The 25,034-nt window shown below is 71.8% G+C and carries 27 protein-coding genes; 16 read left to right on the top strand and 11 right to left on the bottom strand.

The window, feature by feature from the left end; translation table 11 throughout:
- Both OUY22_RS23630 and OUY22_RS23625 read left to right on the top strand, forming a co-directional pair.
- Positions 1 to 450: GNAT family N-acetyltransferase (locus OUY22_RS23630; protein ID WP_270157290.1), on the top strand; the 450-nt coding region annotated here is incomplete at its 5' end.
- Entirely contained in the window at positions 447 to 740 is a 294-nt protein-coding gene (locus tag OUY22_RS23625; protein ID WP_270157289.1) for a DUF952 domain-containing protein, read from the top strand. The genes OUY22_RS23630 and OUY22_RS23625, both read left to right, overlap by 4 nt.
- 831 nt (positions 741 to 1,571) lie before the next feature.
- Here the strand turns inward: OUY22_RS23625 and OUY22_RS23620 are convergent.
- The gene (locus OUY22_RS23620) at positions 1,572 to 2,618 is read right to left on the bottom strand and encodes a class I SAM-dependent methyltransferase (protein ID WP_270157288.1); all 1,047 of its coding nucleotides are present in this window, start codon (positions 2,616 to 2,618) and stop codon (positions 1,572 to 1,574) included.
- Between the two features lie 256 nt (positions 2,619 to 2,874).
- Between OUY22_RS23620 and OUY22_RS23615 the strand changes: the two genes are divergently transcribed.
- Positions 2,875 to 3,129 (top strand): hypothetical protein, encoded by a 255-nt coding sequence (locus tag OUY22_RS23615; RefSeq protein WP_270157287.1) that lies wholly within the window; start codon positions 2,875 to 2,877, stop codon positions 3,127 to 3,129.
- Positions 3,130 to 3,437: 308 nt separating this feature from the next.
- Here OUY22_RS23615 and OUY22_RS23610 read toward each other — a convergent pair whose 3' ends face one another.
- On the bottom strand, positions 3,438 to 4,274 hold the full coding sequence (locus OUY22_RS23610) for an endonuclease/exonuclease/phosphatase family protein (protein WP_270157286.1): 837 nt from the start codon (positions 4,272 to 4,274) through the stop codon (positions 3,438 to 3,440).
- A 221-nt stretch (positions 4,275 to 4,495) separates the two neighbouring features.
- Between OUY22_RS23610 and OUY22_RS23605 the strand changes: the two genes are divergently transcribed.
- From OUY22_RS23605 to OUY22_RS23595, 3 genes are read left to right on the top strand one after another with little or no spacing between them, the layout of a single operon-like run.
- On the top strand, positions 4,496 to 6,241 hold the full coding sequence (locus OUY22_RS23605) for an enoyl-CoA hydratase-related protein (protein ID WP_270157285.1): 1,746 nt from the start codon (positions 4,496 to 4,498) through the stop codon (positions 6,239 to 6,241).
- A 16-nt stretch (positions 6,242 to 6,257) separates the two neighbouring features.
- Positions 6,258 to 7,787 (top strand): helix-turn-helix domain-containing protein, encoded by a 1,530-nt coding sequence (locus OUY22_RS23600; protein WP_270157284.1) that lies wholly within the window; start codon positions 6,258 to 6,260, stop codon positions 7,785 to 7,787.
- A 60-nt stretch (positions 7,788 to 7,847) separates the two neighbouring features.
- Positions 7,848 to 8,885 (top strand): tyrosine-type recombinase/integrase, encoded by a 1,038-nt coding sequence (locus OUY22_RS23595; protein ID WP_270157282.1) that lies wholly within the window; start codon positions 7,848 to 7,850, stop codon positions 8,883 to 8,885.
- A 47-nt stretch (positions 8,886 to 8,932) separates the two neighbouring features.
- Here the strand turns inward: OUY22_RS23595 and OUY22_RS23590 are convergent, their stop codons facing one another.
- A complete protein-coding gene (locus OUY22_RS23590) occupies positions 8,933 to 9,187 on the bottom strand; it encodes a helix-turn-helix domain-containing protein (protein ID WP_270157281.1) in 255 nt (84 codons plus the stop codon).
- 44 nt (positions 9,188 to 9,231) lie between these two features.
- On the opposite strand from OUY22_RS23590, the gene map reads away from it, so the two are divergent.
- Entirely contained in the window at positions 9,232 to 10,002 is a 771-nt protein-coding gene (gene map, locus OUY22_RS23585; RefSeq protein ID WP_270157280.1) for a type I methionyl aminopeptidase, read from the top strand.
- A gap of 5 nt (positions 10,003 to 10,007) precedes the next feature.
- On the opposite strand, the gene OUY22_RS23580 is transcribed toward map, so the two are convergent.
- Both OUY22_RS23580 and OUY22_RS23575 read right to left on the bottom strand, forming a co-directional pair.
- Positions 10,008 to 10,838, bottom strand: a complete 831-nt coding sequence (locus OUY22_RS23580; RefSeq protein ID WP_270157279.1) for a MerR family transcriptional regulator — start codon at positions 10,836 to 10,838, stop codon at positions 10,008 to 10,010.
- Between the two features lie 231 nt (positions 10,839 to 11,069).
- A complete protein-coding gene (locus OUY22_RS23575) occupies positions 11,070 to 11,633 on the bottom strand; it encodes a YceI family protein (RefSeq protein ID WP_270157278.1) in 564 nt (187 codons plus the stop codon).
- 140 nt (positions 11,634 to 11,773) lie between these two features.
- On the opposite strand from OUY22_RS23575, the gene OUY22_RS23570 reads away from it, so the two are divergent.
- The 3 genes from OUY22_RS23570 to OUY22_RS23560 all read left to right on the top strand — a co-directional run bounded on the left by OUY22_RS23570 (position 11,774) and on the right by OUY22_RS23560 (position 13,436).
- On the top strand, positions 11,774 to 12,193 hold the full coding sequence (locus OUY22_RS23570) for a winged helix-turn-helix transcriptional regulator (RefSeq protein WP_270157277.1): 420 nt from the start codon (positions 11,774 to 11,776) through the stop codon (positions 12,191 to 12,193).
- Positions 12,194 to 12,318: 125 nt separating this feature from the next.
- Positions 12,319 to 12,654, top strand: a complete 336-nt coding sequence (locus tag OUY22_RS23565; RefSeq protein WP_270157276.1) for an ArsR/SmtB family transcription factor — start codon at positions 12,319 to 12,321, stop codon at positions 12,652 to 12,654.
- On the top strand, positions 12,651 to 13,436 hold the full coding sequence (locus tag OUY22_RS23560) for an SRPBCC family protein (protein ID WP_270157275.1): 786 nt from the start codon (positions 12,651 to 12,653) through the stop codon (positions 13,434 to 13,436). Before OUY22_RS23565 ends, OUY22_RS23560 begins: the two co-directional genes overlap by 4 nt.
- Here OUY22_RS23560 and OUY22_RS23555 read toward each other — a convergent pair.
- A complete protein-coding gene (locus OUY22_RS23555) occupies positions 13,430 to 13,606 on the bottom strand; it encodes a hypothetical protein (protein WP_270157274.1) in 177 nt (58 codons plus the stop codon). The two genes, OUY22_RS23560 and OUY22_RS23555, sit on opposite strands and share 7 nt — an antisense overlap.
- Positions 13,607 to 13,704: 98 nt before the next feature.
- Here OUY22_RS23555 and OUY22_RS23550 point away from each other — a divergent pair, with 98 nt between their 5' ends.
- Complete coding sequence (locus OUY22_RS23550; protein ID WP_270157291.1) at positions 13,705 to 14,157, top strand: MarR family winged helix-turn-helix transcriptional regulator; 453 nt, start codon at positions 13,705 to 13,707, stop codon at positions 14,155 to 14,157.
- Positions 14,158 to 14,186: 29 nt separating this feature from the next.
- On the opposite strand, the gene OUY22_RS23545 is transcribed toward OUY22_RS23550, so the two are convergent.
- The gene (locus OUY22_RS23545; protein WP_270157273.1) at positions 14,187 to 15,257 is read right to left on the bottom strand and encodes a DUF4037 domain-containing protein; all 1,071 of its coding nucleotides are present in this window, start codon (positions 15,255 to 15,257) and stop codon (positions 14,187 to 14,189) included.
- A 161-nt stretch (positions 15,258 to 15,418) separates the two neighbouring features.
- Here OUY22_RS23545 and OUY22_RS23540 point away from each other — a divergent pair, with 161 nt between their 5' ends.
- Both OUY22_RS23540 and OUY22_RS23535 read left to right on the top strand, forming a co-directional pair.
- Complete coding sequence (locus OUY22_RS23540; protein ID WP_270157272.1) at positions 15,419 to 15,898, top strand: cation:proton antiporter regulatory subunit; 480 nt, start codon at positions 15,419 to 15,421, stop codon at positions 15,896 to 15,898.
- 4 nt (positions 15,899 to 15,902) lie between these two features.
- Positions 15,903 to 17,066, top strand: coding sequence for a cation:proton antiporter (locus OUY22_RS23535; RefSeq protein WP_270157271.1), 1,164 nt, complete (start codon positions 15,903 to 15,905; stop codon positions 17,064 to 17,066).
- A gap of 33 nt (positions 17,067 to 17,099) precedes the next feature.
- Here the strand turns inward: OUY22_RS23535 and OUY22_RS23530 are convergent, their stop codons facing one another.
- Together OUY22_RS23530 and purB are read right to left on the bottom strand one after the other, a co-directional pair.
- Complete coding sequence (locus OUY22_RS23530; RefSeq protein WP_270157270.1) at positions 17,100 to 17,969, bottom strand: GNAT family N-acetyltransferase; 870 nt, start codon at positions 17,967 to 17,969, stop codon at positions 17,100 to 17,102.
- A 49-nt stretch (positions 17,970 to 18,018) separates the two neighbouring features.
- Entirely contained in the window at positions 18,019 to 19,449 is a 1,431-nt protein-coding gene (gene purB / locus OUY22_RS23525) for an adenylosuccinate lyase (RefSeq protein WP_270157269.1), read from the bottom strand.
- A 343-nt stretch (positions 19,450 to 19,792) separates the two neighbouring features.
- On the opposite strand from purB, the gene OUY22_RS23520 reads away from it, so the two are divergent.
- Together OUY22_RS23520 and OUY22_RS23515 are read left to right on the top strand one after the other, a co-directional pair.
- Positions 19,793 to 20,119 (top strand): hypothetical protein, encoded by a 327-nt coding sequence (locus tag OUY22_RS23520; protein WP_270157268.1) that lies wholly within the window; start codon positions 19,793 to 19,795, stop codon positions 20,117 to 20,119.
- A 332-nt stretch (positions 20,120 to 20,451) separates the two neighbouring features.
- Positions 20,452 to 20,706, top strand: coding sequence for a hypothetical protein (locus tag OUY22_RS23515; RefSeq protein ID WP_270157267.1), 255 nt, complete (start codon positions 20,452 to 20,454; stop codon positions 20,704 to 20,706).
- 199 nt (positions 20,707 to 20,905) lie between these two features.
- Here OUY22_RS23515 and OUY22_RS23510 read toward each other — a convergent pair whose 3' ends face one another.
- Complete coding sequence (locus OUY22_RS23510; RefSeq protein WP_270157266.1) at positions 20,906 to 24,133, bottom strand: efflux RND transporter permease subunit; 3,228 nt, start codon at positions 24,131 to 24,133, stop codon at positions 20,906 to 20,908.
- A 102-nt stretch (positions 24,134 to 24,235) separates the two neighbouring features.
- On the opposite strand from OUY22_RS23510, the gene OUY22_RS23505 reads away from it, so the two are divergent.
- Complete coding sequence (locus OUY22_RS23505) at positions 24,236 to 24,691, top strand: MarR family winged helix-turn-helix transcriptional regulator (protein WP_270157265.1); 456 nt, start codon at positions 24,236 to 24,238, stop codon at positions 24,689 to 24,691.
- A 50-nt stretch (positions 24,692 to 24,741) separates the two neighbouring features.
- On the opposite strand, the gene OUY22_RS23500 is transcribed toward OUY22_RS23505, so the two are convergent.
- Positions 24,742 to 25,034: ATP-binding domain-containing protein (locus tag OUY22_RS23500; protein ID WP_270157264.1), on the bottom strand; the 293-nt coding region annotated here is incomplete at its 5' end.

The raw sequence follows: 25,034 nt of genomic DNA, 5'->3' as shown, positions 1-25,034 counted from the left end.
GCCCGCTACCTCTACTGGGAACCCCGCGACCGCGACGCCGTACGCACCTTCCTCGACAAGAAGACCGGCCGCACCGCCCTGCTGGCCGAAGGCGACGCCATCGACCTCGCCATCACCCTCCGCGACACCGGCGCCCTCATCGGCAACTGCCTGCTCATCTGGACCAGCGCCACCCACCGCCAAGGCGAGATCGGCTACGTCCTGCACCCCGACCACCACGGCCACGGCTACGCCACCGAAGCCGCCCGCGAAATGCTCCGCCTCGGCTTCGACGGCCTCCACCTCCACCGCCTCACCGGCCGCCTCGACGCCCGCAACACCGCCAGCGCCCGCGTCCTGGAAAAACTCGGCATGCGCCGCGAAGCCCACCTCATCGACAACGAACACGTCAAAGGCGAATGGACCTCAGAGCTCATCTACGCGATGCTCGACCACGAATGGACCCCATGATCCACCATCTCGCCCTCGCCACCGACTGGACCGACGCCCAGCACACGGGGGAGTACCGCATCTCCACCCTCGGCCGCACCCTCGACCAGGAAGGCTTCATCCACTGCAGCCGCGACCTGGACCAGCTCCGCACCGTCCACGCCACCTACTACAGCCACCTCACCCAGCCGCTGCTCGTCCTCGACATCGACCCCACCGGACTCGACATCCGCCACGAGAACGGCTACCCCCACCTGTACGGGCCGCTCCCCACCACCGCCGTCACCCGGACCCGCCCGTACCCGCCCTGACCTATCCGCCCGTACCCGGCCTGACCCTGTCCGACGACAAAACGGCGAGCCCACCGCCCGCGCGGGCACCCCAGCCCGGCGCGGACCCATGGACCCGCCGTCACACACCACCACCGGCACGCAAAGCCGGCGGCTCCTCACCACACGATCAGCGCGAAACCCCCGGACCCACCGGAGCATGAGGCCGCCGCGCCATCGGGTCACCCGGCATCGGCTGACCCGCCTGCTGCGGCACACCCTGCGGCATCCCTTGCGGCATCCGCTGCCGCATCTGCTCCACATGCGCGGCACGCCGCTCGGCACAGCCGCCCGCGCAGTAGCCGTTCGTCAGGATCAACCGCCCACGCAGCGGCGTATACGCCTCGCGCCCGTCAGCGGGAAGAACCCCCTGGCACACCGGACATAACACGGACTCGTTCCCCACGTGCTGCTCCTCTCGCGGCGCGATAGCAGAAGTCCACCCTAAAGGCCACGCCCGCCGAAGGACGAGGAATCAACGACAAGTCAACGACCCTGTCAACCACGCCCCGCATCCGGCGGCGCCGCCCGCGCCCGGCGGGGGAGAGGAGCCTGTCCCGCCCGGCGCCCCCGCCGACCAGCGGCGATCCCGGCCACCCCATGATCACATCACGAGCCGGTAACAACCCAAAGCCATCAGAACATTACGCATGGTGACGTAACACATCTCACATAAGTCATATCCGACACCACCAAAACCGGGCAATCTGACCGGGGGAGAAGCCCCCACCCACAGATACGCACCCACACCCCAACCGGCTCACCAACCCCGCCGCAACCCCGCCACAACCCCGCCACAACCCGCCCCACACCTCACCGCCGCGCCTCGAACACCACATTGAACGCCGTCTCCGCCGCCCGCCGGAACCGCGTGAACCCCGCATCCGCCAACACCCCCCGAATCGCCGACTCACCCGCCTGCGCCCCCAACGCACACCCACCCGACTGCGACAACCCACTCGGCACACACAAAAACGTCGAAGCGCTGTAATACAACCGCCCCACCGCAGTGAAATTCTCCTCCACCCGATCAGAAGCCAACGGCTCCACCAGCAACCACGTCCCGTCCGCCGCCAACGCCCCCCACACCCGCCGAGCCGCCCCCACCGGATCACCCATGTCATGCAGGCAATCGAACATCGTCACCAGATCAAAACCCTCACCCGGGAAAGACTGCGCCGACGCCACCTCGAACACCACCCGGCCACCCAGCCCCCGCTCAGCGGCCCGCTCCCGCGCCAACGCGATCGACTCCGCGTGATAATCGAAACCCACCACCGACGAACGCGGAAACGCCTCCGCCAGCAACATCGACGACGACCCCAGACCACACCCCACATCAGCCACCCGAGCCCCCGCCACCAGCTTCGCCTCCACCCCCTCCAACGCCGGAATCCACTCCGGAACCAGCGAAGCGGCATACCCCGGCCGGAAAAAAGCGTCACACCCCACGAACACATCCGGCTCATGCTCATGCCAGCCCACACCCGCACCCGTACGGAACGCCTCCGTGATCCGCGGCTCCGCCCGCAACATCCCCAGAGCGACCAGAAAAGCCGCCGGCACATTCGGCCCCTCCGGATCCGCCAGACAGAACGCCTGCTCCTCACTCAGGAAGAACCGCCCGCTCGACGCATCGAACCCCACATAACCACCGGCCGCCTGCCCCCGCAGCCACTCGGTCAGATAACGCACATGACACCCCGTACGCCCGGCGAACTCCGCCGGCGTCACCGGACCCCGCGCGAGCGCCCGATACAGACCCAGCCGATGACCGACCACGACCGAACCCGCCGCATCGGTCGCCGCCAGATCGGACACCGACCGCTCCATGAACGCGTTCACCTTGTCCTGATCCATCACAACCCCCCGACAACGCCCCCGTCACCTCGTCATACCCCGATAACCCACCCCGCCTCGCGAACTCCCGCGACAGGGGACCAGCCGAAACGCTCTACTTGACATAATGTCCATTATCAAGCAACCAGACAGAGCCGCCCCGACCGGCATCCAAGCCCGGCGACCGCCCCCGACCACGCACCGGCGAGAAACACGCCACACAGTTCACCCGCCACGCTGACTCCCGCCAGACGATCTCTTTACGTACGATCAATACATGCCGAGCATGGCCATATCCACCGGAGGTCTGATCGCGCTGACCTTCGTCGTCACCGTCGCGATCATCTACCTGATCATCTGGGCCGTCCGCCTCACCAAGGCGCCCCGCAACCGGCCCACGCCTCGGCAGGACATCATCGATCAGGCCCGCGAGCTCAAGGCGCTGGGCCAGATCCAGGAGGCGGTCTTCCTCGTCCGCGGCGAGACCGGCATGAGCAACCGCGCCGCCACTCGCCTCGTCAACCGCCTCTAACCCGGACAAACCATCTGATACCAGACAGAAGCTGGATTCTGTCTGGTATCAGGACCTTCGCGTACCGAAGCACGCGCGGCGTAAAAGGCTGCGACTCGTGCCTCCGCGCCCGTACAATCCGCGCATCACGGCCGCTGCGCCTGTCCGGCCCGCGCGGACCTGCCCGGTGCGGGCTTCCGCGCGCCTCCCCGTATCCGCACCGCCCCTGCCGCACAGGCGGCCCCTCCCCTCCCCTGGCCGATCGGCGACGGCTGGCCTCCGTACACCTCGATGGGCGTGACGGCGCCTGCCGTTGGTGGCGGGCGGGTTCAGGAGGGCGGGTCCGGCTCGGTGGCCAGGTCGGCGAGTACGGCGGCGTGGTCGGAGGGCCATACGCCGTTCACGGGGTGGTCGCCGGCGCGGCGTACGGAGCGGACGTGTCCGATGCCGCCGGGGCCGGGTGGGGTGAGGTGGATGTAGTCGATGCGCGCGGGTGGTTCGTGGGTCCGGGCGGCGTAGGGGTTGGCGGGGTCCCAGGTGGCGGCGGGGGTGTCGGGGCGGGCGTATTCCCAGGCGTCCAGGAGGGTCTGGCCGGGGACGGCGGGGGCGGTTCTGTAGCCGCCGAGGAGTCGCATCTCGTCGGAGTCGGGCAGGGCGTTGTAGTCGCCGGTGAGGATGGCGGGGAAGGTGGTGGGGTGGCGGTGGTCGGCGACGAACCGGGCGAGGGCTGCGACCTGGGCGCGGCGGACGGCGGATTCGTGGGGGGCGGAGTTGAGGTGGGTGGTGAAGAAGGCGATGGGTCCGGTGGGGGCGTCGACGAGGGCGTGGAGGGCTTGGCGGCCGTCGTCGCGGCCGCCTGTGGTGGGCAGGCGCAGGGTGGCGCGGTCGATGATGGGCCAGGTGCTGAGGATGGCGTTGCCGACGTCGGCTGTGGTGCCGGGCAGGCGGCGGTGCCAGTGGTGGGGGCGGTCGGAGGGGGTCCAGGTGTAGTGCATGCCGAGGTGGTCGGCGAGTTGGGCGGCGAGGTTGTGCTGGTGGTCGGCCCAGACTTCTTGGAGGCCGATGAGATGGCAGTCGAGGGTGGCGAGGGTGGTGGCAATGGCGTCGGCGCGGGCTTGCCAGGGGCCGAATCGCCACCACACGTTCCAGGTCAGGACGCGGATCATGGGTGGCCTGCTTGGTGTGGGTGTGGGGGTGTCTGCCGTGGGGTGGGAGTGGGTGCCGGGTGGTTCTGGATTGATCGTACGGATGACAGCGGATCTTGTCGGTTTTGCTGCGTTCTGTCACCGGCGTTTGCCGGATCGTGTCAGCATGCTTGCCTGTACGGGCCGGACGGGGCCGTGGTGACCCTCCGGCAGGCGCGAGCCCCGGTGAGGAAGATCTGCCTGTGCGCATCCTGCTTGTCTGCTCCTCCTTCGACGCGGTGGCCCAGCGGACGTGGCTGGCGTTGCGGCGGGCGGGGCACGAGGTCAGCGTGGAGCTGGCGCTGTCGGAGCGGCTGATGCTGGAGGCCGTGGAGCTGGCCAAGCCGGACCTGGTGATCTGCCCGTGCCTGGCGGAGGGTGCGCCGGCGCCGCCGTGGCGGGGCGTGCGCACGGTCGTCCTGCGTCCGGGGCCGCCGGGTGACCGCGGCCCGGCGCCGCTGGACCGGGCGATCGCCGGTGGGGAACGCGAGTGGGGGGTGAGCGCGGTGCAGGGCGGGCCGGAGGTGGAGGGTTCGCCGGTGTGGGCGTACCGCGTGTTCCCGCTGCCGGAGGAGCCGCCGCGCAAGTCGGCGCTGTACAACGGGCCGGTGGCGGAGGCGGCCGCGGAGCTGGCGCTGGAGGTGGCGGCCAGGGCGGCCGACCCGGCGTTCGTGCCGCCCTCTCCCCCGCGGCCGGCGGTGGCAGGGCCGCCCCGGGTGGAGGTGGGTGAGCTGTCGTGGCGGGAGCCGACGGAGTCGGTGGTGCGGCGGGTGCGGGCGGCCGACGGGGAGCCGGGCGGCGGGGCGGAGCTGTGCGGGCTGCGGGTGCGGGTGTTCGACGCCCATCGGGGGCCGGCGCTGCCGGGGACGCCGGGTGAGGTGGCGGGCCGGCAGGACGGCGCGGTGCTGGTGCACACCGGTGACGGCACGGTGTGGGTGGGGCAGTTGCGGGCCGAGGAGCCGGGGGCGGTGAAGCTGCCTGCGGCGATGGTGCTCGGTGAGCGGCTGGACGGGGTGCCGGAGCGGCCGGGGTACGCCGAGGTGACCTATGACCGGGGTGAGGGGGTCGGGGTGGTGGGTTTCGACTTCTATGACGGGGTGATGTCGACGGGTCAGTGCCGGCGGCTGGCGTCGGTGCTGCGGTACGCGGCGGAGCAGGACACGCGGGTGCTGGTGGTGCGGGGCGGGGAGGTGTTCTCGCGCGGGATCCATCTGAACGTGATCGAGGCGGCGCGGCATCCGGAGCTGGAGGCGTGGCGGAATCTGGACGCGTTCGGGCGGGTCTGCGGTGAGCTGCTGGCCTGTACGGGGCAGCTGGTGGTGACGTCGGTGGGCGGTGACGCGGGGGCGGGCGGGGTGATGCTGGCGCTGGGGGGTGACCGGGTGATGGTCCGGTCGGGGGTGGTGCTGAATCCGCACTATCGGGCGCTGGGGTTGTCGGGCGGGGAGTTGTGGTCGTACGCGCTGACGCGGCGGGTGGGTGCCGGGCAGGCGCGGCGGTTGCTGCGGCGGGCGTTGCCGGTGGGGGCGCAGGAGGCGGTGGAGCTGGGGCTGGCGGATCGGGTGGTGGCGGGGTCGCGGCCGGAGTTCGAGCGGGTGGTGCTGGAGTACGCCGGGAAGCTGGCGGCCAGTGCGGGGTATGCGCGGTTGCTGGCGGTCAAGCGGGAGGCGCGGGAGGCGGATGAGCGGCGTAAGCCGTTGGAGGCGTACCGGGCGGAGGAACTGGCGGAGTTGAGCTGCGACGTGTTCGGTGACCGGCGGGGGTTCGGGGCGGCGCGGCGGGCGCTGGTGCACGGGCGGCGGCCTGCTGGTACGCCGGCGAGTCTGGCGGTGCATCGGGACGGGCATCGCGACGGGCATCGGGACGGGCATCGGGACGGGCGTCAGGAGGGAGGTCGGGAGTTGTCCGGCGAGTCGCCCCGACCCGATGCGAGAGCATCTCATATGTGAGATAGGTTGGGTTGTTGTGGCAGATGACTATCTTGTGCGGATCGGCCGGCTGATCCGGGACGCGCGGCAGCACCGCGGATGGACGCAGCTCCAGCTCGCGGACGCGCTGGCGACCAGCCAGAGCGCGATCAACCGGATCGAGCGCGGCAACCAGAACATCAGCCTTGAAATGATCGCCCGCATCGGCGAGGCGCTCGACAGCGAGATCGTCTCCCTGGGCTACGCGGGCCCCATGCACCTGCGGGTCGTGGGCGGGCGCCGCCTGTCGGGCAGCATCGAGGTCAAGACGTCGAAGAACGCGTGCGTGGCGCTGCTGTGCGCGACGCTGCTGAACTCGGGGCGGACGATCCTGCGCAAGGTGGCGCGGATCGAGGAGGTCTACCGGATCCTGGAGGTGCTGGCCTCGATCGGGGTGCGCGCCCGGTGGATCAACGAGGGCAACGACCTGGAGATCGTGCCGCCGGCCCGGCTGGAGCTGGAGTCGATGGACACCGACGCGGCCCGCCGCACCCGCAGCGTGATCATGTTCCTGGGTCCGCTGATGCACCGCACCGACGTGTTCCGCATCCCGTACGCGGGAGGATGCGACCTCGGCACGCGCACGGTCCAGCCGCACATGTCGGCGCTGCAGCACTTCGGCCTGCACATCACCGCCACCGGCGGCTTCTACCACGCCGAGGTCGACCGGGCGATGTCGCCGAAGCGGGCGATCGTGCTGACCGAGCGGGGCGACACGGTGACGGAGAACGCGCTGCTGGCCGCGGCGCGTCACGACGGCGTGACAGTGATCCGCAACGCCTCCTCCAACTACATGGTGCAGGACCTGTGCTTCTTCCTGGAGGAGCTCGGCGTCCGCGTCGAGGGCGTCGGCACGACCACGCTGACGGTGCACGGCGTGCCGCACATCGACCGCGACGTCGACTATTCGCCGTCGGAGGACCCGGTGGAGGCGATGAGCCTGCTGGCCGCGGCGGTGGTCACCTCCTCGGAGCTGACGATCTGCCGGGTGCCGGTGGAGTTCCTGGAGATCGAGCTGGCGGTCCTGGAGGAGATGGGGCTCGACCATGACCGGGGCGAGGAGTACGCGGCGGCCAACGGCCGCACCCGCCTGGTCGATCTGACGGTGCGCCCGTCGAAGCTCATCTCCCCCATCGACAAGATCCATCCGATGCCGTTCCCCGGTCTGAACATCGACAACGTGCCGTTCTTCGCGGCGATCGCCGCCTCCGCTGAGGGGTCGACGCTCATCCACGACTGGGTGTACGACAACCGGGCGATCTATCTGACGGAGCTGACCCGGCTGGGCGCGTCGGTCAAGCTGCTCGACCCGCACCGGGTGCTGGTGGGGGGGCCGACGCGGTGGCGCTCGGCGGAGATGATGTGCCCGCCCGCGCTGCGCCCGGCGGTGGTGGTGCTGCTGGCGATGATGGCGGCCGAGGGCACGTCGGTGCTGCGCAACGTGTACGTGATCAACCGAGGGTACGAGGACCTGGCCGAGCGGCTGAACGCGCTGGGGGCGCGGATCGAGACGTTCCGCGACATCTGAAAGTGTCGGTGCGGGCCGCTACCGTTTCCTTCTGCTGGATCTTGGCGGGAGGGGTGAGGGGTGCGGCCTGCGGAGCTCGACCGGGTGTCGGTGGCGGAGGCGGCGGACCGCTACGTGGAGCTGGTGTGGGCCCGGGTGTCGACGGGCGCGCTGTCGGCGGCCACCGCGGAGGTCTACGCGCGTGACGTCGCCACCCTGGTCGAGCTGGCGGGGCCCGGCCGGGTGCTCGACGACCTGACGGGTGAGGACGTCGACGCGGTGCTGCTGGCCTTCGCCCGCAAGCCCGACGGCCGCCGTCCGGCGGGTGTGGGTGACGGGGCCGGGCGTGACGGGGGCGGGCAGTCGGCGTCGTCGCAGGCGCGGTTCCGCCGGTCGATCTCGGCGCTGTTCAAGCATGCGACGCTCGCCGGTTGGGTGCAGGTCAACCCGATGACGGTGGCGACGATCACCGCCCGCGAGCGGGGCGGGCTGCGGCCGGAGCGGCGGGCGCTGACCCGCGAGCAGGCGCAGGGGCTGGTGGGAGCGGCGCGCCGCCTCGGCGAGCAGCCTCCCCCCGCGCGGGGCCGCCGCGACCAGCGCACGGAGCTGCGTGACGGGCTGATCGTGCTGCTGCTGGCGACGCTGGGGCCGCGCGTGTCGGAGCTGGTACGGGCCAACGTCGAGGATTTCTTCACCAACGACGGCGTCCGCTACTGGCGGATCTTCGGCAAGGGCGGGCGGACGCGGGACGTGCCGTTGCCGGCGGACGTGGCGCGGGTGCTGCAGGCCTATCTGGAGCGGGGGCGGCCGGCGTCGGCGGACAAGGCGCTCCTGCTGTCGTGGCGAGGCCGCCGGCTGGCGCGCGGTGACGTGCAGGCGGTGATCGACCGGGTGCAGCGGCAGGTGGATCCGGAGCGGCGCCGCACGGTCACCCCTCACGGGCTGCGGCACACGACGGCGACGCATCTGCTGGCCGACGCGGTCGACATGGACGCGGTGCGGCGGGTGCTCGGCCACAGCGACCTGTCGACGCTGGGCCGCTACCGCGACGAGCTGCCGGGTGAGCTGGAGGTGGCGATGCGCGCCCATCCGCTTCTCAAGCGGCCTTCTTCCGGCTGAAAGCCGCGGCCTTCTCCGGAGGGCCGGGGTGTTTGCGCCGTGGGAGGTCAGGTGGGGACGGCCGGGGTGGTGCCGACGGCAAGGCGGTCCAGGGAGATGCCGAGGACGTCGGCCAGCGCGGCGATGGTGAAGAAGGCGGGGGTCGCGATCCTGCCGGTTTCGATCTTGCGGAGGGTCTCGGCGGACATGCCGGCCGCGGCGGCGACCTCGGCGATGCTGCGGCCGCCTCGGGCCTCGCGCAGGAGCAGGCCGAGGTGCTCGCCGCGCAGGCGCTCTTCCGGGGTCAGCGGGGGACGGACCATGCCCACCAGTCTAACCCAATAGAAATACCGGTATAGTTATCGCCATGGTAGAGATCAAGACCACCGGCGAACTCCAAGCCATGCGCGAAGCAGGCCGCGTCGTCGCCCGCACCCTCCAGGCCGTCGCCGCCCACGCCACCCCCGGCACCCCCATCGCCGAACTCGACGACCTCGCCGCCACCACCATCGCCGAAGCCCACGCCACCTCCGCCTTCACCGGCTACCAGCCCGGCTTCGCCCCCACCCCCTACCCCGCCGTCATCTGCGTCTCCGTCAACGACGCCATCGTCCACGGCATCCCCGGCCGCGGCCGCCTGCGCGACGGCGACCTCGTCAGCGTCGACTGCGGCGTCTACCTCGACGGCTGGGCCGGCGACTCCGCCATCAGCTTCACCGTCGGCACCACCCACTCCGCCGACCGCCACCTCATCGACACCACCCGCCAGGCCCTCGCCGCCGGCATCGCCGCCGCCCTGCCCGGCAACCGCATCGGCGACATCGGCCACGCCATCCAGACCGTCGCCGCCCGCGACCACTGCACCGACGCCGTCGCCTCCGACTTCGGCGGCCACGGAATCGGCCGCCACATGCACGAAGACCCCCACGTCCCCAACCGCGGCCGCCCCGGACGCGGCATGATCCTGCGCCCCGGCATGACCCTCGCCATCGAACCCATGCTCAGCCGAAGCCCCGCCGGCTACCGCGTCGCCCCCGACGGCTGGACCCTGCGCACCACCGACGGCAGCCGCGCCGCCCACGCCGAGCACACCATCGCCATCACCGACGACGGCCCCCTCATCCTCACCGCCCCCTGACCGGCTCACCCCTCCCCGAACCGCACCAGCACGTCGGTCACCAGCCGATCCGGCGACGTCACCGCGGGATCCGACACGTACACCTCACGCACCTCCGACGCCGCCAGCCGCCGCTCACCGCACCACGCCAGCACCCCGCTCACCGTCAGCGGAATCTGATCGTAGGGACCCACATGCCGGGCGGCCGCGAACACCCCGCCCGCCAGCACCTCCACCCGAACCCCCGCCGGCGAGCCGACACCGGCGCACCACTCCTCCGGCACCCGCCGCGCCACCGCCACCGCCACACCCTCATCCAGCTCATCCAGCTCCACCGGAAACACCCCCGCCAGCCACACCGCCCCCTCCCCCGCATCCAGTCCGGCATCCAGTCCGCCACCCGGCACCGCCATCAGCCGCGCCACCGCCGCCGACGTCGCCCGCCCGATCCCCTCAGGCCCGTCCGCCACCTCCCGGGCCACCACCACCCGCCGCGCCGGTTCCGACACCACCGACACCTCGGGCACCGGCACTCCCCGCTCCAGCACCCGCTCCAGCGACGCCAGCGTCCGCTGCCGCCGCGCCAGCTCCGCCTCCAGCCCGTCCCGCACCCCGGCCAGCACCTCCCACTCCCCCGCCAGCACCCGCCCCACCACCGGCAACGGCACGTCCAGCGACCGCAGCAACCCGATCGCCAAAGCCACCCGCGCCTGCGACGCCCGGTAATAGCGGTAGCCCGTCGCCGGATCCACCCACGCCGGCCGTAAGACCCCCAGCTCGTCATAGCGCCGCAGCTGCTTCACACTCAACCGGCCCAGCCGCGCGAACCGCCCGATCGGCAGCAGATCATCATCCACACCCCCAGCATGCCGCCCGCCCGGATCGCCCCTCACGCCACGTCAGGCTCCCAGCTGGACCCTTGAGCCTCCGTCGGCCACGCGGCCCAGCCGGTCGGCATCACCGCTACGACGAGATCGGCCTGCTCAGCGGTCGTTGTTCGTGGTTGCTGTTTTGGAGTGTTTGGGGTGTCTGAACCCCCCGGCTTTACAATGTAGATTCAACCGAGAGTGAGCCGGACCCGATGAGGCTCAATCCTTCTGCAGCACCAGCTGGAGCTCGATCTCGATCTTCACCTTGTCGGCGATGACCACGCCGCCACCCTCGATGAGGACGTTCCCGGTGATGCCGAAGTCGCTTCGGTTGATCTCGGTGGTGACATGGAAGCCGGCCCGGGTGGACCCGTACGGATCAGGGCCGATGCCGCCGGGTTCGGCCCGTAGTGTGACCGGCTTGGGGGTGCCCCGGATGGTCAGGTCGCCCTCGACCAGATAGGCGTCGCCGTCCATGCGGATCGCCGTCGACGTGAACAGGATCTCGGGGTGTTCGTCAACCCCGAGGAACGCGCTGGAGCGCAGGTCCGTGTCCCGGGTGTCGTTGCCGGTATGAAGGGAGGCCACGCGGATCACGGCTCGGGCGGTGGAGTTCAGCGGATTCTCTGCGGTGGTGACGATCGCCTCGAAGTCGGCGAATCGGCCACGCACGTTGCTGACCATCATGTGGCGGACGCTGAAGCCGATTTCCGAATGGATCGGGTCCGCGTTCCAGGTGCCCACCTGGTAGCCGGGGATGCGGACGGCTGCGGGATTGTTCACGAGTGAGGCCTTCCGGGAAGATGGAGCCGAGCAGTTCCTTCTGAGATCTCGGTTCCTGATAGGAACCGTCCCAGTATCGAAGCCGCTCCATAGCCGTACAAGCAGGCACATTGCAGTGCGCCGGTACCACGGAGGGAACCATGAGCCGACCGGTGACAGACGGCCAGGCGACGGACAGCGAGCCGGACAGCCGGCCGGACACCGCACTGTCGCCCTACTGCCGGGCGCGGGATGTGCTCGACCGGGTCGGGGACAAGTGGTCCGTCTACGTCATCACCTTGCTCGGGGACGGCACCAAGCGGTTCAGCGAGCTGAAACGCGACATCCATGTGATCACCCAGCGGATGCTGACCGTGACGCTGCGCGGACTCGAGCGAGACGGATTGATCAACCGCACGGTCTATCCGGTCTATCCCGCCCGGGTCGAGTACTCGCTGACGCCTTTGGGCGCATCCCTCCTCGACACGCTGCGTGCGTTGTTGACGTGGAGCGTCGACCACGTCGACCGCATCGACGAGGCCAGGCAGCACTACGACGATGCGGTAGGAACTGACCGGTAGCGCACTCCCCCAACGCTCGGCGTCCTCGGGTCGGACGGCGAACGGCATGGTGTACGAACAAGCGTTCGTCCAATGCCCTCTTGTATACCATTGCCGGAATATAACCGGTTGGCTATGTTAGGGGCATGCGTTTCGACGTGCTCGCCGAACCCGCCCGGCGGCGAATCCTCGACCTGCTCCTGGAACGGCCGCGACTGGTCGGAGAGCTCACCGCCGAGCTTGGCCTGTCCCAGCCCGGCACCTCCAAGCACCTGAAGGTGCTGCGCGAGGCGGGGCTCGTCACCGTGCGCAAGGACGCCCAGCGCCGCTGGTACGAGCTGAGCCCTCAGCCGCTCGCCGAGATCGACGCCTGGCTCGCCCCGTACCGCGCCCTGTGGAGCGCCGGGCTCGACCGGCTGGAACGGCACCTGGACGCCATGCCCGGCGATCCCGCGCCGGCACACCCCCTGGAGGACGAGTGAACGACCACCTGCTGATCCGCCCCGACGGCCGTGCCGAGCTGGTGATGCGCCGCCGCCTGCCGCACCCGCCCGAGAAGGTGTGGCGGGCCGTCACCGAGCCCGAGCACCTCAAACAGTGGTTCCCGGCCGAGCTGACCATCGACGGCGACCGCGTCCGCTACGGGTTCGGCCCCGACGGCGCGGTGCTGGAGCTGGAGCCTCCCCGGCTGTTCGCCCACACCTGGGGCGAGGACGAGCTGCGCTGGGAGATCCGCCCCGACGGCGACGGCAGCCTGCTGACCCTCACCCACGTCTTCGGCGACCGGTTCGGCGCGGCCGGCTTCGCCGCCGGCTGGCACACCTGCACGGCCGCCCTCGCGGCGCTGCTCGACGAGCGCCCGCTGCCCGCCCCCGGCGACCTGGCGCGGCTGCACGAGGACTACGTGGCCATCCTCGGGCTGATCCCCGGCGAGCTCGCCGGCGGCACGGTCAGGCTCGAACGCCAGCTCACCCGTACCGCCATCGAGGTCTGGCGGGCCCTTCGCGGCGACCAGGCCGAGGCCGGCTCGCCTCCGCCCGCGCCGTTCGGCATCCCCGGGACGCCCGCCGGGCCGGTCACCCGCGCCGAACCGGGCAAGATCCTCGAGTACGAGACCGCCGGCGGGGCCGTCCGCTGGGAACTGCGCGAGGGCACCGGTCACGGCACCCGGCTGCTCAGTACCTGCCCCGGCGCCGCCGCGACCCTGGCGGCCTGCCGCGCCCGGGCCGAACGGCTGGCCTCCGGACTGCTCGCCGATCAGTAGAAGCGCATGACGATCGCCAGGCCGACGAAGTGCATGAGCACCACCACGACGATGAGGGCGACGAACACGAACTTGGCCGGTCCGTGCTCGAAGTGCTTGCCCTCCTTCAGCGGCCGGAGCTTGGCCTGGCGCTCGGCGATGCGCTCCTCCAGCGACTTGCGGTAAAACACGTGGCATCCCCAGTTTGCGCGGCAGCTGCTTGTACACTAATAGTTAGTGCACAATCCAATCTACCAGGGGCAGCCGGAGGTGGGCACGCGTGAAGCCTGTGACGGAGGCGACGGACCTCCTCGCCCTCGACCGGCAGGTGTGCTTCGCGCTCAGCATCGCCTCCCGCGGCGTGATCGGCCTCTACCGGCCACTGCTGCAGCCCCTGGGCCTGACCCACCCGCAGTATCTCGCCATGCTCGCCCTGTGGCAGCACGAACCCCTGTCGGTCAAGGAGCTCGGCGAGCTGCTCCAGCTCGACGCCGGCACCCTGTCGCCCCTGCTCAAACGGCTGCAGGGCCTCGGCTACATCCACCGCGAGCGCAGCAGCGCCGACGAGCGCGCCCTGCGCGTCACCCTCACCCCCGAAGGCCGCCGACTGCGCGGCGAAGCCGAGAAGATCCCCCCGGCCATCGTCGCCCGCCTCGGCATGAGCCTCGACGAGCTGCAGGACCTGCACCAGGCCCTCACCCGCGTCATCGAGGCCACCCGCCGCGCCCACCAACCCGGCTGACGGCCGCCCGGCTGACGCGCCCCTGCGGATCAGGCCACCAGCCCGTCCGAAGGCGAGGCGGCCAGCCCCAGGGCGGCGGCCGTCGCCGCGCGCGCCCGGGGCGGCGACATCAGCAGATCGGTCGAATCCGACAACTGATCCACACACCCCGCCACCGGCAACCCCCGCACCAGCGGATCCGACACCTCCCGCAGCAGCGCCCGCGCGAACCGCTCCCCGCCGATCACCTCGAACGGCCGGTCATGGAACCCCCGCACCCCCTCGTCCAGCCGGACCGCCAGCCCCACCCGGTTCTGCAACGCCGCCAGCCTCCGGTACGCCGCCGACAGGCCCTCCTGCCGCTCCCGCCACGACCGGGCCGCCAGCGCCGCCCCCAGCGCCTCCCCCAGCTCCGCCGAACCGGGCAACCGCGTCAGCGCGCTGCCCAGCCATTTGGCGTACGGCGGGTAGCGCCGCCGCAGCAGCAGCGCCAGCCGCATCACCTCCCGCACCAGCCGCGCCCCCTCCACCGCCGACCCCAGCTCGTCCCCCACCTCGCCGCACCGGCCCACGAACGCCTCTTCCTCGGCGATCCGCCGCCACTGACAGGCCAGCACGTACCGCCACACGTCCTGCGGATACCAGCGCAGCGCCCGCCGCGCCGCCTCCAGCCCGCCCACCGGCGACGGCAGCCCGTCGTGGAACACCTCCCCCCGGGTCACCTCGGCCAGCCGCTGCCACGGCGCCGACAACCAGTCCAGCAGCCTCACCCCGAGCCGCGGATCGAACCCCAGCCGATCCCCCAGCCACGCCCCCAGCTCCGCCACCACCACCCCCGGCCGCCGCTCCCCGTGATAGTCGAAGACCGTCGCGTGACCGCGGAACCGCTCCGGCAGCCCGCCGGCCACCCGCGCCTCCACCTCCGCCACCAGCCCCGCGGGCACGAACACCAGCACCCGCGGCCCCCAGTCGTGGTCGGCCGAGCGGCTCGTGTCGAACGCCAGCACCTCCGACCCAGGACCGATCAGCGCGGCACTGTGCGGGACACCGGCCACGAGCGGCGCCACCACCTCACCGTAGAAGGCACGGGACAACTCGATACCAGGCACGAAATCGGACATCACGCCGTCCACTGTGCCTGACGTTCCCGGCAACCTCATCCGATTTAACCCCGGCGCACCGGCCACGGGCAGGCGGCCGCCCCCGACGCCGCGCGGCCCCGCCGGGCGGGCGCGGCGGCGACATCCCCCAGCGGGCGCCTGCCTGCGACGATGATGGCCGCATGGACGTGAACGAGGTGCTGCTGCCGGGGGTGGGACTGCGGTACGAGTTCACCACGCAGGCGGGCGACCGGATCGGCGTGGTGGCCCGTCGTACGGGCGAGTTCGAGGTGGTCGGCTACGGCGGCGACGACCCGGACGCGGGCAGGCCCCTGTTCCGGCTGAACGAGGACGAGGCCGAGGCGCTGGCCCAGGTCTTCGGCGCGCCCCGGATCGCCGAACGGTTCGCCGACCTGACCCGGGAACTGCCCGGACTGAGCTCCGCGCCGGTGAGGGTCACCCCGGCCTCGCCGTACGCCGGCAGCCCGCTCGGGCACACGCGCGTGCGCACCCGCACCGGCGCCTCGATCGTGGCGATCGTCCGCGGCCCGGACGTGATCGCCTCCCCCGGCCCCGGTGAGGTGCTGCGGGCCGCCGACGTGCTGATCGTGGTGGGCACCTCGGAAGGCATCGACGGCGCCAAACGGATCATCAGGGGCTGAGCGGGTGCACGTCTCGCTCGCGCTCCTGCTGGAGCTGGGCCTCGTCCTGATCGCCCTCAGCGTCCTGGGCACCCTGGCGCGCCGCGCCACCCTCTCGCCGATCCCGCTCTACCTCCTGGCCGGGCTGGCGTTCGGCGCGGCAGGCGTGCCGCACGTCCCCACCGCCGGGCAGTTCCTCCAGGCCGGGGCCTCCATCGGGATCGTCCTGCTGCTGCTGGCCCTGGGCCTGGAGTTCTCCACCGCCGAGTTCGCCACGAGCATGCGCCACCACCTGCCCTCCGCCGGCGTGGACCTGCTCAACGCCGTCCCCGGCGCCGTGGCCGGCTGGTGGCTCGGCCTGGACGGCGTCGGCGTCCTGGCGCTGGCCGGCGCCACCTACATCTCCTCATCCGGGATCATCGCCCGGCTGCTGGGCGACCTGCGGCGGCTGGGCAACCGGGAGACCCCGTCGGTGCTGTCGGTGCTGGTGCTGGAGGACTTCGCGATGGCCGCCTACCTGCCGGTGCTGGCCGTACTGGCCTCCGGCGGCACCTGGTGGCAGGCCACGGTGGGCGCGCTCGTCGCGGTCGGCGCGGTGCTGGCCGCCTTCACCGTCTCCTCCCGGTGGGGACACCACATCGGCCGGCTCGTGGAGCACCCGGACAACGAGCAGCTCATGCTGCGCATGCTCGGGCTCACCATGGTCGTGGCGGCATTGGCCGAGTACGTGCACGCCTCGGCGGCGGTCGGCGCCTTCCTGGTCGGCCTGACCCTCACCGGGCAGCTCGCCGAACGGGCCCGCGCCGTCATCGAACCGCTGCGTGACCTGTTCGCCGCGGTGTTCTTCCTGGTCATCGGCCTGTCGGTGGCGCCTGCCGGCATGCTGCCCGTGCTGCCCGCCGCGCTGGCGCTGGCCGTCGTCACCGGGCTGACCAAAATCTTCACCGGCCGGTACGCCGCCTCCCGCGACGGGGTGGGCCCGCGCGGGCGGCTGCGCGCGGGCGCCGCGCTGATCGCCCGGGGAGAGTTCTCCATCGTCATCGTCGGACTGGCCGGGGCGCGGCATCCCGTGCTGGCGCCGCTGGTGTCCGCCTACGTGCTCCTGCTGGCCGTGGCGGGGCCGCTCATCACCCGCTTCGCCGGCGCCCGGCCTCGTTGGTGGTTTTTGGGGCGGTTCGAGAAGGTTTAGGTGTCCGAACCGGGCGCCTTTACAGTGTAGATCTCAAGGGTTCGCGGAGGAGACCAGCACCGGCCGCAGCCGGTACCCGATACGCCGGTAAACGGCGATGGCCGCGGCGTTGTCGTCGTCCACCATGAGCGCCGCGCGCCCGTACGACGCCACCAGCTCCGCCGACACCCACCGGCACACCCGCTCGGCCAGCCCCCTCCCCCGGAACGCGGCCCTGGTCGCCACCCCCGCCAGCAGCCCCGCCGACGGGGAAGGCCACGCGTCGGCGGCCACCGACGCCAGCACCCCGTCCACCCGCAGCCCCGCCCACCGGCGCACCCCGGGGTCGGCGGGTCGCGCGTAGGAGTCGGGCGCGTCCGCCGCCAGCAGCGCGGCCACCTCCCCCGCGTCCGCCGCGCGCAGCCAGCCCACCTCGCCGGCCGCCACCCCACCGGCACGGGCGGGACCGGCATCCACCTCACCGGCACTCATGTCACGGGCACTCATGTCACGGGCACGGGCCGGACCGGGAAGCGCGGCGAGCGGGTCCGTCCCGGTGGGCAGGGTCATCCAGGAGAAGGCGCCCGCCACCTCCAGCCCGTCCACCTTAGCCGTCAGCTGCGCCATCAGCTCCCGCTCGCCCCACGGCCGGTAGGACGGCCCCAGCTCGGCCAGCGCGTGCCGGACCAGGTCGGCCGCGTCGGCCGCCTCCCCCCACACCGCCAGCCGGTCGCGCCGCGACACCATGGGCGCCGCCGCCACGACCGCGCCGCCCGCCGCCCACGCCCGAGCCGGGCCCGGCCGGGGCGGGAAACCCGGCGGAAGCCGGGGCAGGCCGAGGTCCTGGGCGTTCCACATCACCAGGTCGTCGTCACCGCACGCGGCCCGCAGCCCGCCGAGCGAGACCAGCTCGTGGATCCTCACCGGTCACCGACCTCGCCGATCACGAACCCGCGGGTCACGAACCCGCTGGTCACAGAATCGCGGCCGGGCGGTACGTGGCCGCGTCGGGATGCCCGGCCACCACGCGGCCCACCTGCTCGACGACCGACCGCACCTGGCCGGCGGCGGCGCCGGTGAACGACACCCGGTCGGCCAGCAGCGCCTCCAGCTCGGCCCGGTCCAGCGGGAACCGCTCGTCGCCGGCCAGCCGGTCGAGCAGCTCGTTGGCCGCGCCGCTCTGCCGCATCGCCAGGGCCGCCGCCACCGCGTGCTCCTTGATCAGCTCGTGCGCCCGTTCGCGGCCCATCCCGGCGCGGACCGCCGCCATGAGCATCTTGGTCGTGGCCAGGAACGGCAGGTAGCGGCCCAGCTCGGCGGAGATCACCGCGGGGAAGGCGCCGAACTCGTCGAGCACCGTCAGCATGGTCTCCACCAGCCCGTCGAAGGCGAAGAACGCGTCGGGCAGCGCCACCCGGCGCACCACCGAGCAGGACACGTCGCCCTCGTTCCACTGGTCGCCGGCCAGCTCCCCCACCATGGAGGCGTAGCCGCGCAGCACCACCGCCAGGCCGTTGACCCGCTCACAGGAACGGGTGTTCATCTTGTGGGGCATCGCCGACGAGCCGACCTGCCCCTCCTTGAACCCCTCGGTGACCAGCTCGTGGCCGGCCATCAGCCGGATCGTCCTGGCCAGCGAGGACGGGGCGGCGGCGAGCTGGACGAGCGCGGTGACGACCTCGTAGTCGAGCGAGCGCGGGTAGACCTGGCCGACGCTGGTCAGCCGGTGCCCGAAGCCCAGGTGGGCCGAGACCCGCTCCTCCAGCGCGTCCAGCTTGGCGTGGTCACCGCCGAGCAGGTCGAGCATGTCCTGGGCGGTGCCGACCGGGCCCTTGACGCCGCGCAGCGGGTAACGGGCGATCAGCTCCTCCAGCCGCCGGTAGGCGACCAGCAGCTCGTCGGCGGCGCCGGCGAAACGCTTGCCGAGGGTCGTGGCCTGGGCGGCGACGTTGTGCGAACGGCCGGCCAGCACGGTCGACCCGTAGCGGGCGGCGAGCTCGGCCAGGCGCGCGAGCAGCGCCACCACCCGGTCGCGGACCAGCAGGAGGCTGTCGCGGATCTGCAGCTGTTCGACGTTCTCGGTCAGGTCGCGCGAGGTCATGCCCTTGTGGACCTGTTCGTGCCCGGCCAGCGCGTTGAACTCCTCGATGCGGGCCTTGACGTCGTGGCGGCTCACCCGCTCGCGCGCCGCGATCGAGTCCAGGTCGACCCGGTCGACGACCTTCTCGTAGTCGCCGATCGCGCCGTCGGGCACCGCCACGCCCAGCTCCGCCTGCGCCCGCAGCACCGCCAGCCACAGCCGCCGCTCGGCGATCACCTTGTGCTCGGGGGACCACAGGCGGGCCAGCTCGGCGGAGGCGTATCGGGCGGCCAGGACGTCGGGGATGCGCGGCTTGGAAGTCACGTTGGACAAGTGTATGTCCAGGTGGCCGGGCGGCACGGCAGGGGTGACGACAGGCGTGCGGAACCCCGGGCGGCGGTTCGCGGGCGCGCCTATCATGATCGGGCATGAGGTTCCTGGCTGCTCTGGCTGTGGCTGTTCGCCGGGGGCCGCCCGTTCCAGCTCGCCGGCGGGCGGTGGACGCACCGGCCGTGGGAAGGAAGCGCGGGGATCCGGCGCGACGGCTCGGGCTGGGCCGCCGCCGTGCCCGTGCCGCCCCTGCCCGCCCGCCCCGGGCTTCCACGACATCGCGGCCCGGTCGGGGAGCGACGCGTGGCTGATCGGGCAGGAGACGGCCGGCCCGGCGGTGTCGTCCGCGCCGTGCGGACCTCCCGGCCGGGCGCTGGTCGCGCACTGGGACGGCGCCGCCTGGACTGGCCGCCGGCTGCCGCCGGAGCCGGCCTGGCTGCCCGCCCGCGCCGACCCGGTCGGTGGCGTGTGGCTGGCCGTCAATCCCGCGTACGGCCGGCCGTACGTGCTCAACTACCGCGACGGCCGCTGGACCCGGTCCACGCTGCCCCCGGCGGGAGGCAGGACGGGGTTCGTCGACGTCGTCCCGCGGCCGGGCACCACCGTGCTGTGGGCGCTGGCCCGCCGCGCCGACGGCGCCCTGCTGATCTACGAGCTGGCCTGACCGCCGGGCTCCGTACGGCCGCTCAGGGTGCGGCTGCCGGCGTCAGCAGCTCTTTCGCTTCCGTTGTCGATCATGCATGAGGGAGAGGCGGATGTATGACCAGATGGCACTATCTGCGATGGTGGTGGGGCGCACCGGTGGTGTGCCTACCGAGTTTCCTGTCCCTGTGGTTGCCGGCGCTCTTCTTCGAGGGGGATGGTGCTGCAGGCTGCGCTGGTCATGGTTCACTTCCGTTAGGCATGGCGGGGTTGTGGTCCGATCTCCATTGGACATGGATGCGTCTGCGTGAACCTGTGCTTGAGCATGCTCTAGTGCTCAACAGCCTGCCCCTGGTGACCACGTTACTGTCCGCCCTGGTCGCCACCTGGGCGGGGCGCAAGCTCAGCACGCTGGTGGGGCTGCTGGCTCTCCTGGTCGTGGTGGTGGTCGCCCTCGACTGGGCGCTCATTGCGTTCTCGTACTTCATGGTGCTCGGCTGTGCGGGCTGGGAAGGAAAACTTCCCTGGCTGGTGTGGCGTCTGCTGCCGGTGATCGGATACGGCAGCGCGGTCGGTCTGCTGGTCATAGGAATCCGGGCCCGCCGTTGAACGGGGCAAGGACCTAGAATTCCTCGATATAGCGGACAACCTCCAGGTGGGCTTCAGCACGAATGGTGAACACCGTCCCGTTGAGCCACTCGTTCTTCAGCCACATCTAGGTCTTCGATCAAGCCGCCGCGCCGCGGCCCGCCCGTGACAGGCCGCCTCCAGGAGGAGCCGGCCACGGGCGGCCGTACGGACAAGCCGGTCAGGGGGCGGCCGTCTCCAGCACCTTCGTCTCGGGGCGCGGCGCGGCCGGGGTGCGGCGCAGGCGCTCCTTGCCCCGCTCGACCATCGTGTACAGCGTCGGCACCAGCACCAGCGTCAGCAGCGTCGAGCTGATCAGCCCGCCGATCACCACGATCGCCAGCGGCTGCGAGATGAACCCGCCGTGACCCGTCACGCCCAGCGCCATCGGCATCAGCGCGCAGATCGTCGCCACCGCCGTCATGAGGATCGGGCGCAGCCGCCTGCGTCCGCCCTCGATGACCGCCTCCACGACGCCCATGCCCTGCTCGCGGTACTGGTTGATCAGGTCGATGAGCACGATCGCGTTCGTCACCACGATGCCGATGAGCATCAGCATGCCGATCAGCGCCGGCACGCCCATCGCCGTGTCCGTGGCCACCAGCAGCCCCACCGCGCCGGTCGCCGCGAACGGGATCGACACCAGCAGGATCAGCGGCTGGACGAAGCTCCGGAACGTCGCCACCATGATCATGAAGACGATGGCGATCGCCGCCAGCATCGCCAGCCCCAGGTCGGCGAAGGCCTCCTCCTGGTCGGCCGACGCGCCGCCGATCTCGTAGGCGGCGCCCGCGGACAGGTTGAGCGCGTCCAGCTCGCGGGTCAGCTCCTGGGTGACGCTGCCCAGGTCGGCGGCCGTGGCCTTGGCCGAGACCGTGGCCGAGCGCTCGCCGTCGATCCGGGTGATCTGGGTCGGGCCGTCGACCCGTTCGACGTCGGCCACCGACGACAGTTTCACCAGCCCGGACGCCGTCGGCAGCCGCAGGTCGCGCACCGCCTTGACGTCGTCGGGCGCCTCGCCGGCGCGCAGCACCAGGTCACTCGGGCGGCCGTCGAGCGTGAGCTCGCCCAGCGGCGCGCCGCGGAACGCCTGCGCCACCGTCTGCCCGATCTGCGCCTCGCTCAGGCCGCGCGCCGCGGCCTTCTCCCGGTCGACCCGCACCTCGATGCGCGGCGCGCTCGTCTCCAGGTTGGAGGTCACGTCCCGCAGGCCCGCCACCTGGCCCATCGCGCCGGCCACCGCGTCGGCGGCCGAGCGCAGCGCGTCCGGGTCGGGGGCGCTCACGATCACCTCGACGCTGTCGGTGGAGAACCCGGCGGCCGAGGCGCCGCCCACCGTCACCTCGCCGATGCCCGAGACCTTGGCCAGCCGCTCGCGCAGCTCCTGCTCCACCGCCGGGGTGTCGCTGCCGTCCTTGATGGTGATCGAGTAGGAGGCGCGGTCGGTGCCGCCGCCGGTGCCGCCCATCATGGCGTTCCCGCCGCCCACGTTCACCTGGTACGACTCGACCGCGTCGACCTCGTCCAGCACGTCCTCGACCTTGGCGGCGGCCTCGTCGGTGGTCTTCAGGTCGGTGCCCGCCGGCATCCGCTGGCTCATCGCGATCGTGTCCTGGCCGGTGGAGTCCAGGAAGTTCGTCTGCAGACTGCCCGCCATGCCCATCGTGGCCGCGAACACCGCCACCCCGATCAGCAGCGTCACCACCTTGAAGCGGGTGGCGAAGCGCAGCACCGGCAGGTAGGCCCGCTGCAGCGGCGAGCGCAGCTCCGCCGCCTCGGCCTTGCGCCGCTGCTCCTCGGCCTCCTGCGGCGTCAGCCTCGGCGCCTTGAGGAACCAGTAGGCCAGCACCGGCACCACGGTCAGCGACACCACCAGCGAGGCCAGCAGCGCCACCGTCACCGTGATCGCGAACGGCGCGAACAGCTCGCCCACCATGCCGCCCACGATCGCGATCGGCGCGAACACCGCCACGGTGGTCAGCGTCGACGCCGTGACCGCGCCCGCCACCTCGCGCACGCCCGTCAGGATCGCCGCCCGTTTGGCCTCGCCGTAGCCGAGATGGCGCTTGATGTTCTCCAGCACCACGATCGAGTCGTCCACCACGCGGCCGATCGCGATCGTCAGCGCGCCCAGCGTGAGCATGTTGAGCGAGTAGTCGCCGAGCCACAGCGCCAGCAGCGCGATGACCACCGACAGCGGGATCGACACCGCAGTCACCACCGTGGAGCGCACCGACAGCAGGAACACCAGGATGACCAGCACCGCGAAGATCAGTCCGAGGATGCCCTCGGTGGCGAGGCTCGCGATCGACTCCTCCACGTACGGGGCCTGGTCGAAGACGACGCTGATCGCGGTGTCGGAGCCGTCGCCGAGCGCCCGGTTCAGGTCGGGCAGCTTGTCCTGCACGGCGTGGGAGATCGCGACCGCGTTGCCGTCGGGGACCATGGTGACCGACACGCCCAGGCTGGTGTTGCCGTCGGTGCGGGTGATCGTGGTGGCGTCGGCCAGGCCGCGCTCCACGGTGGCCACGTCACCGAGCCTGACCGGCTTCGGCGCGCTCTGCTGGACGGCCTGCTGCGGGTTCTGCGGCTGACCGGCCTGAGGCTGACCGGCCTGAGGCTGACCGGTCTGGGGCCGGCCGGTCTGGGGCTGGCCCGCCGAGGGCTGGGCGGGGGCGAGGTAGAGGTCCTCGATGTCCTTGAGCGAGTCGACCCGCGTGCCGACCTGGACCGTCAGCGACGTGCCGTCCTCCACGACCGAGCCGGCCGGGATCGGCGTGCCGTTGGCGCGCAGCGCCTCGGGGATCTGCGCCGCCGACACCCCGGCCAGCGCCATCCTCCCGAGATCCGGCGTGATCGTCACCACCTCGTCGCGGGTGCCGGTCAGCTGCGCCTCGCGCACGCCGTCGATCGCCCGCAGCTCCGGCAGCACGATGCCGGTCAGCTTGTCGGCCATCTCCCTGGGGTCGCCGCCGTCGCCCACGGCCAGCACCAGCACCGGGATGTCGTCGGTGCTGCCCGCCACCACCTGCGGATCGACCGTCGCCGGCAGCTGGGGGCGGACCCGGTTGACCGCCTGCTGCATCCGGCTGACCGCCGAGTCCACGTCCGTGCCGTACGTGAAGGCGACCTGGATCTGGGCCAGGCCCTCCTTCGACGTCGAGGTCATCGACTCCATGTCCGCCAGCCCTTGGAAGGAGTCCTCCAGCGGCTCGGTGACCTGCTCCTCGACGATGTCGGGCGAGGCGCCCGGGTAGGCCGCCACCACGAAGGCGCCGGGAAAGCTCAGCGACGGCAGCAACTGCTGCTTCAGCTGCGGGATCGTGAACAGGCCGAAGGCGCTGAGCACGACCGCCATCAAGATCACAAGACTGCGGTTGGCCAGGCTCAACCGGGCGAGTGCGGTCATGGAGTCGTTCCCTTCAAGATGTCGGCCCCAGACTAACACTTCGCCTTGGACGAATATTTAACGTCATACGACGTTCCTGATAACCTTCTCAGGAAGCGAGAGGTGCACGTGAACGACGAACGCGACGACCTGATCCACCAGATCATCCAGATCCAGCGCGACCTCGGCCGGGCCCTCGCCCGTCACCAGTCGCCGCTGTTCGCGTCCAACCTCACCATGCGCCAGCTCAAGGTCATCATGCTCGTCGCCGACAACGGCTCGGCCACCGGCCAGGACCTCGCCCACACCCTCGGCGTCACCCTCGGCACCGTCACCGGGCTGGTCGACCGCCTGGTCGCCCACGGCCTGGTCAGCCGGCACGAGGACCCCCAGGACCGGCGGGTGCGCCGGGTCGAGCTCACCCCCGCCGGGCACACCCTCCTGGAAGAGATCAACGACGCCGGCCTGCGGGAGTACCGCCGGATCATGAGCCATCTCGACACCGAGACGCTCCGCTGCCTGCACCACGTCACCGTCCGCCTGCACGAGGCCGCCGCCCAGCTGCACGGGGCGTCGTAGCCGGGTGCCGGCCCGTACGCGGGAGCGCCGCGGTCACCGGCCCGGCGCCTTTACAAAGTAGATTCGGTCGTCAGGCGGGACAGCGCGGAAGGCAGCGGGCCCGCGCAGGCCACCGTCAGCCGCCGCGTCGCCCGCGTGATCGCCACGTACAGGTCCTGCGCCCCCCGCGGCGACTGCGCCAGGATCGCCGCGGGGTCGAGCACGACCACCGCGTCGAACTCCAGCCCCTTGGCCTGCGTCACGGTCAGCACCGCCACCGGCGCGTCCAGGTCCTGGCCCGGGAAGAGCGCCGCCGCCGGGGCGTGCGCCGCGTCCGGGACCAGCACGCCCACCCGGCCCTCGC

The sequence above is a fragment of the Nonomuraea corallina genome (assembly GCF_027620315.1).
Lineage (GTDB): Bacteria > Actinomycetota > Actinomycetes > Streptosporangiales > Streptosporangiaceae > Nonomuraea > Nonomuraea corallina.
The sequence above is the reverse complement of the archived record's forward strand: the minus strand, read 5'-3'. Positions and strand labels throughout refer to the sequence as shown.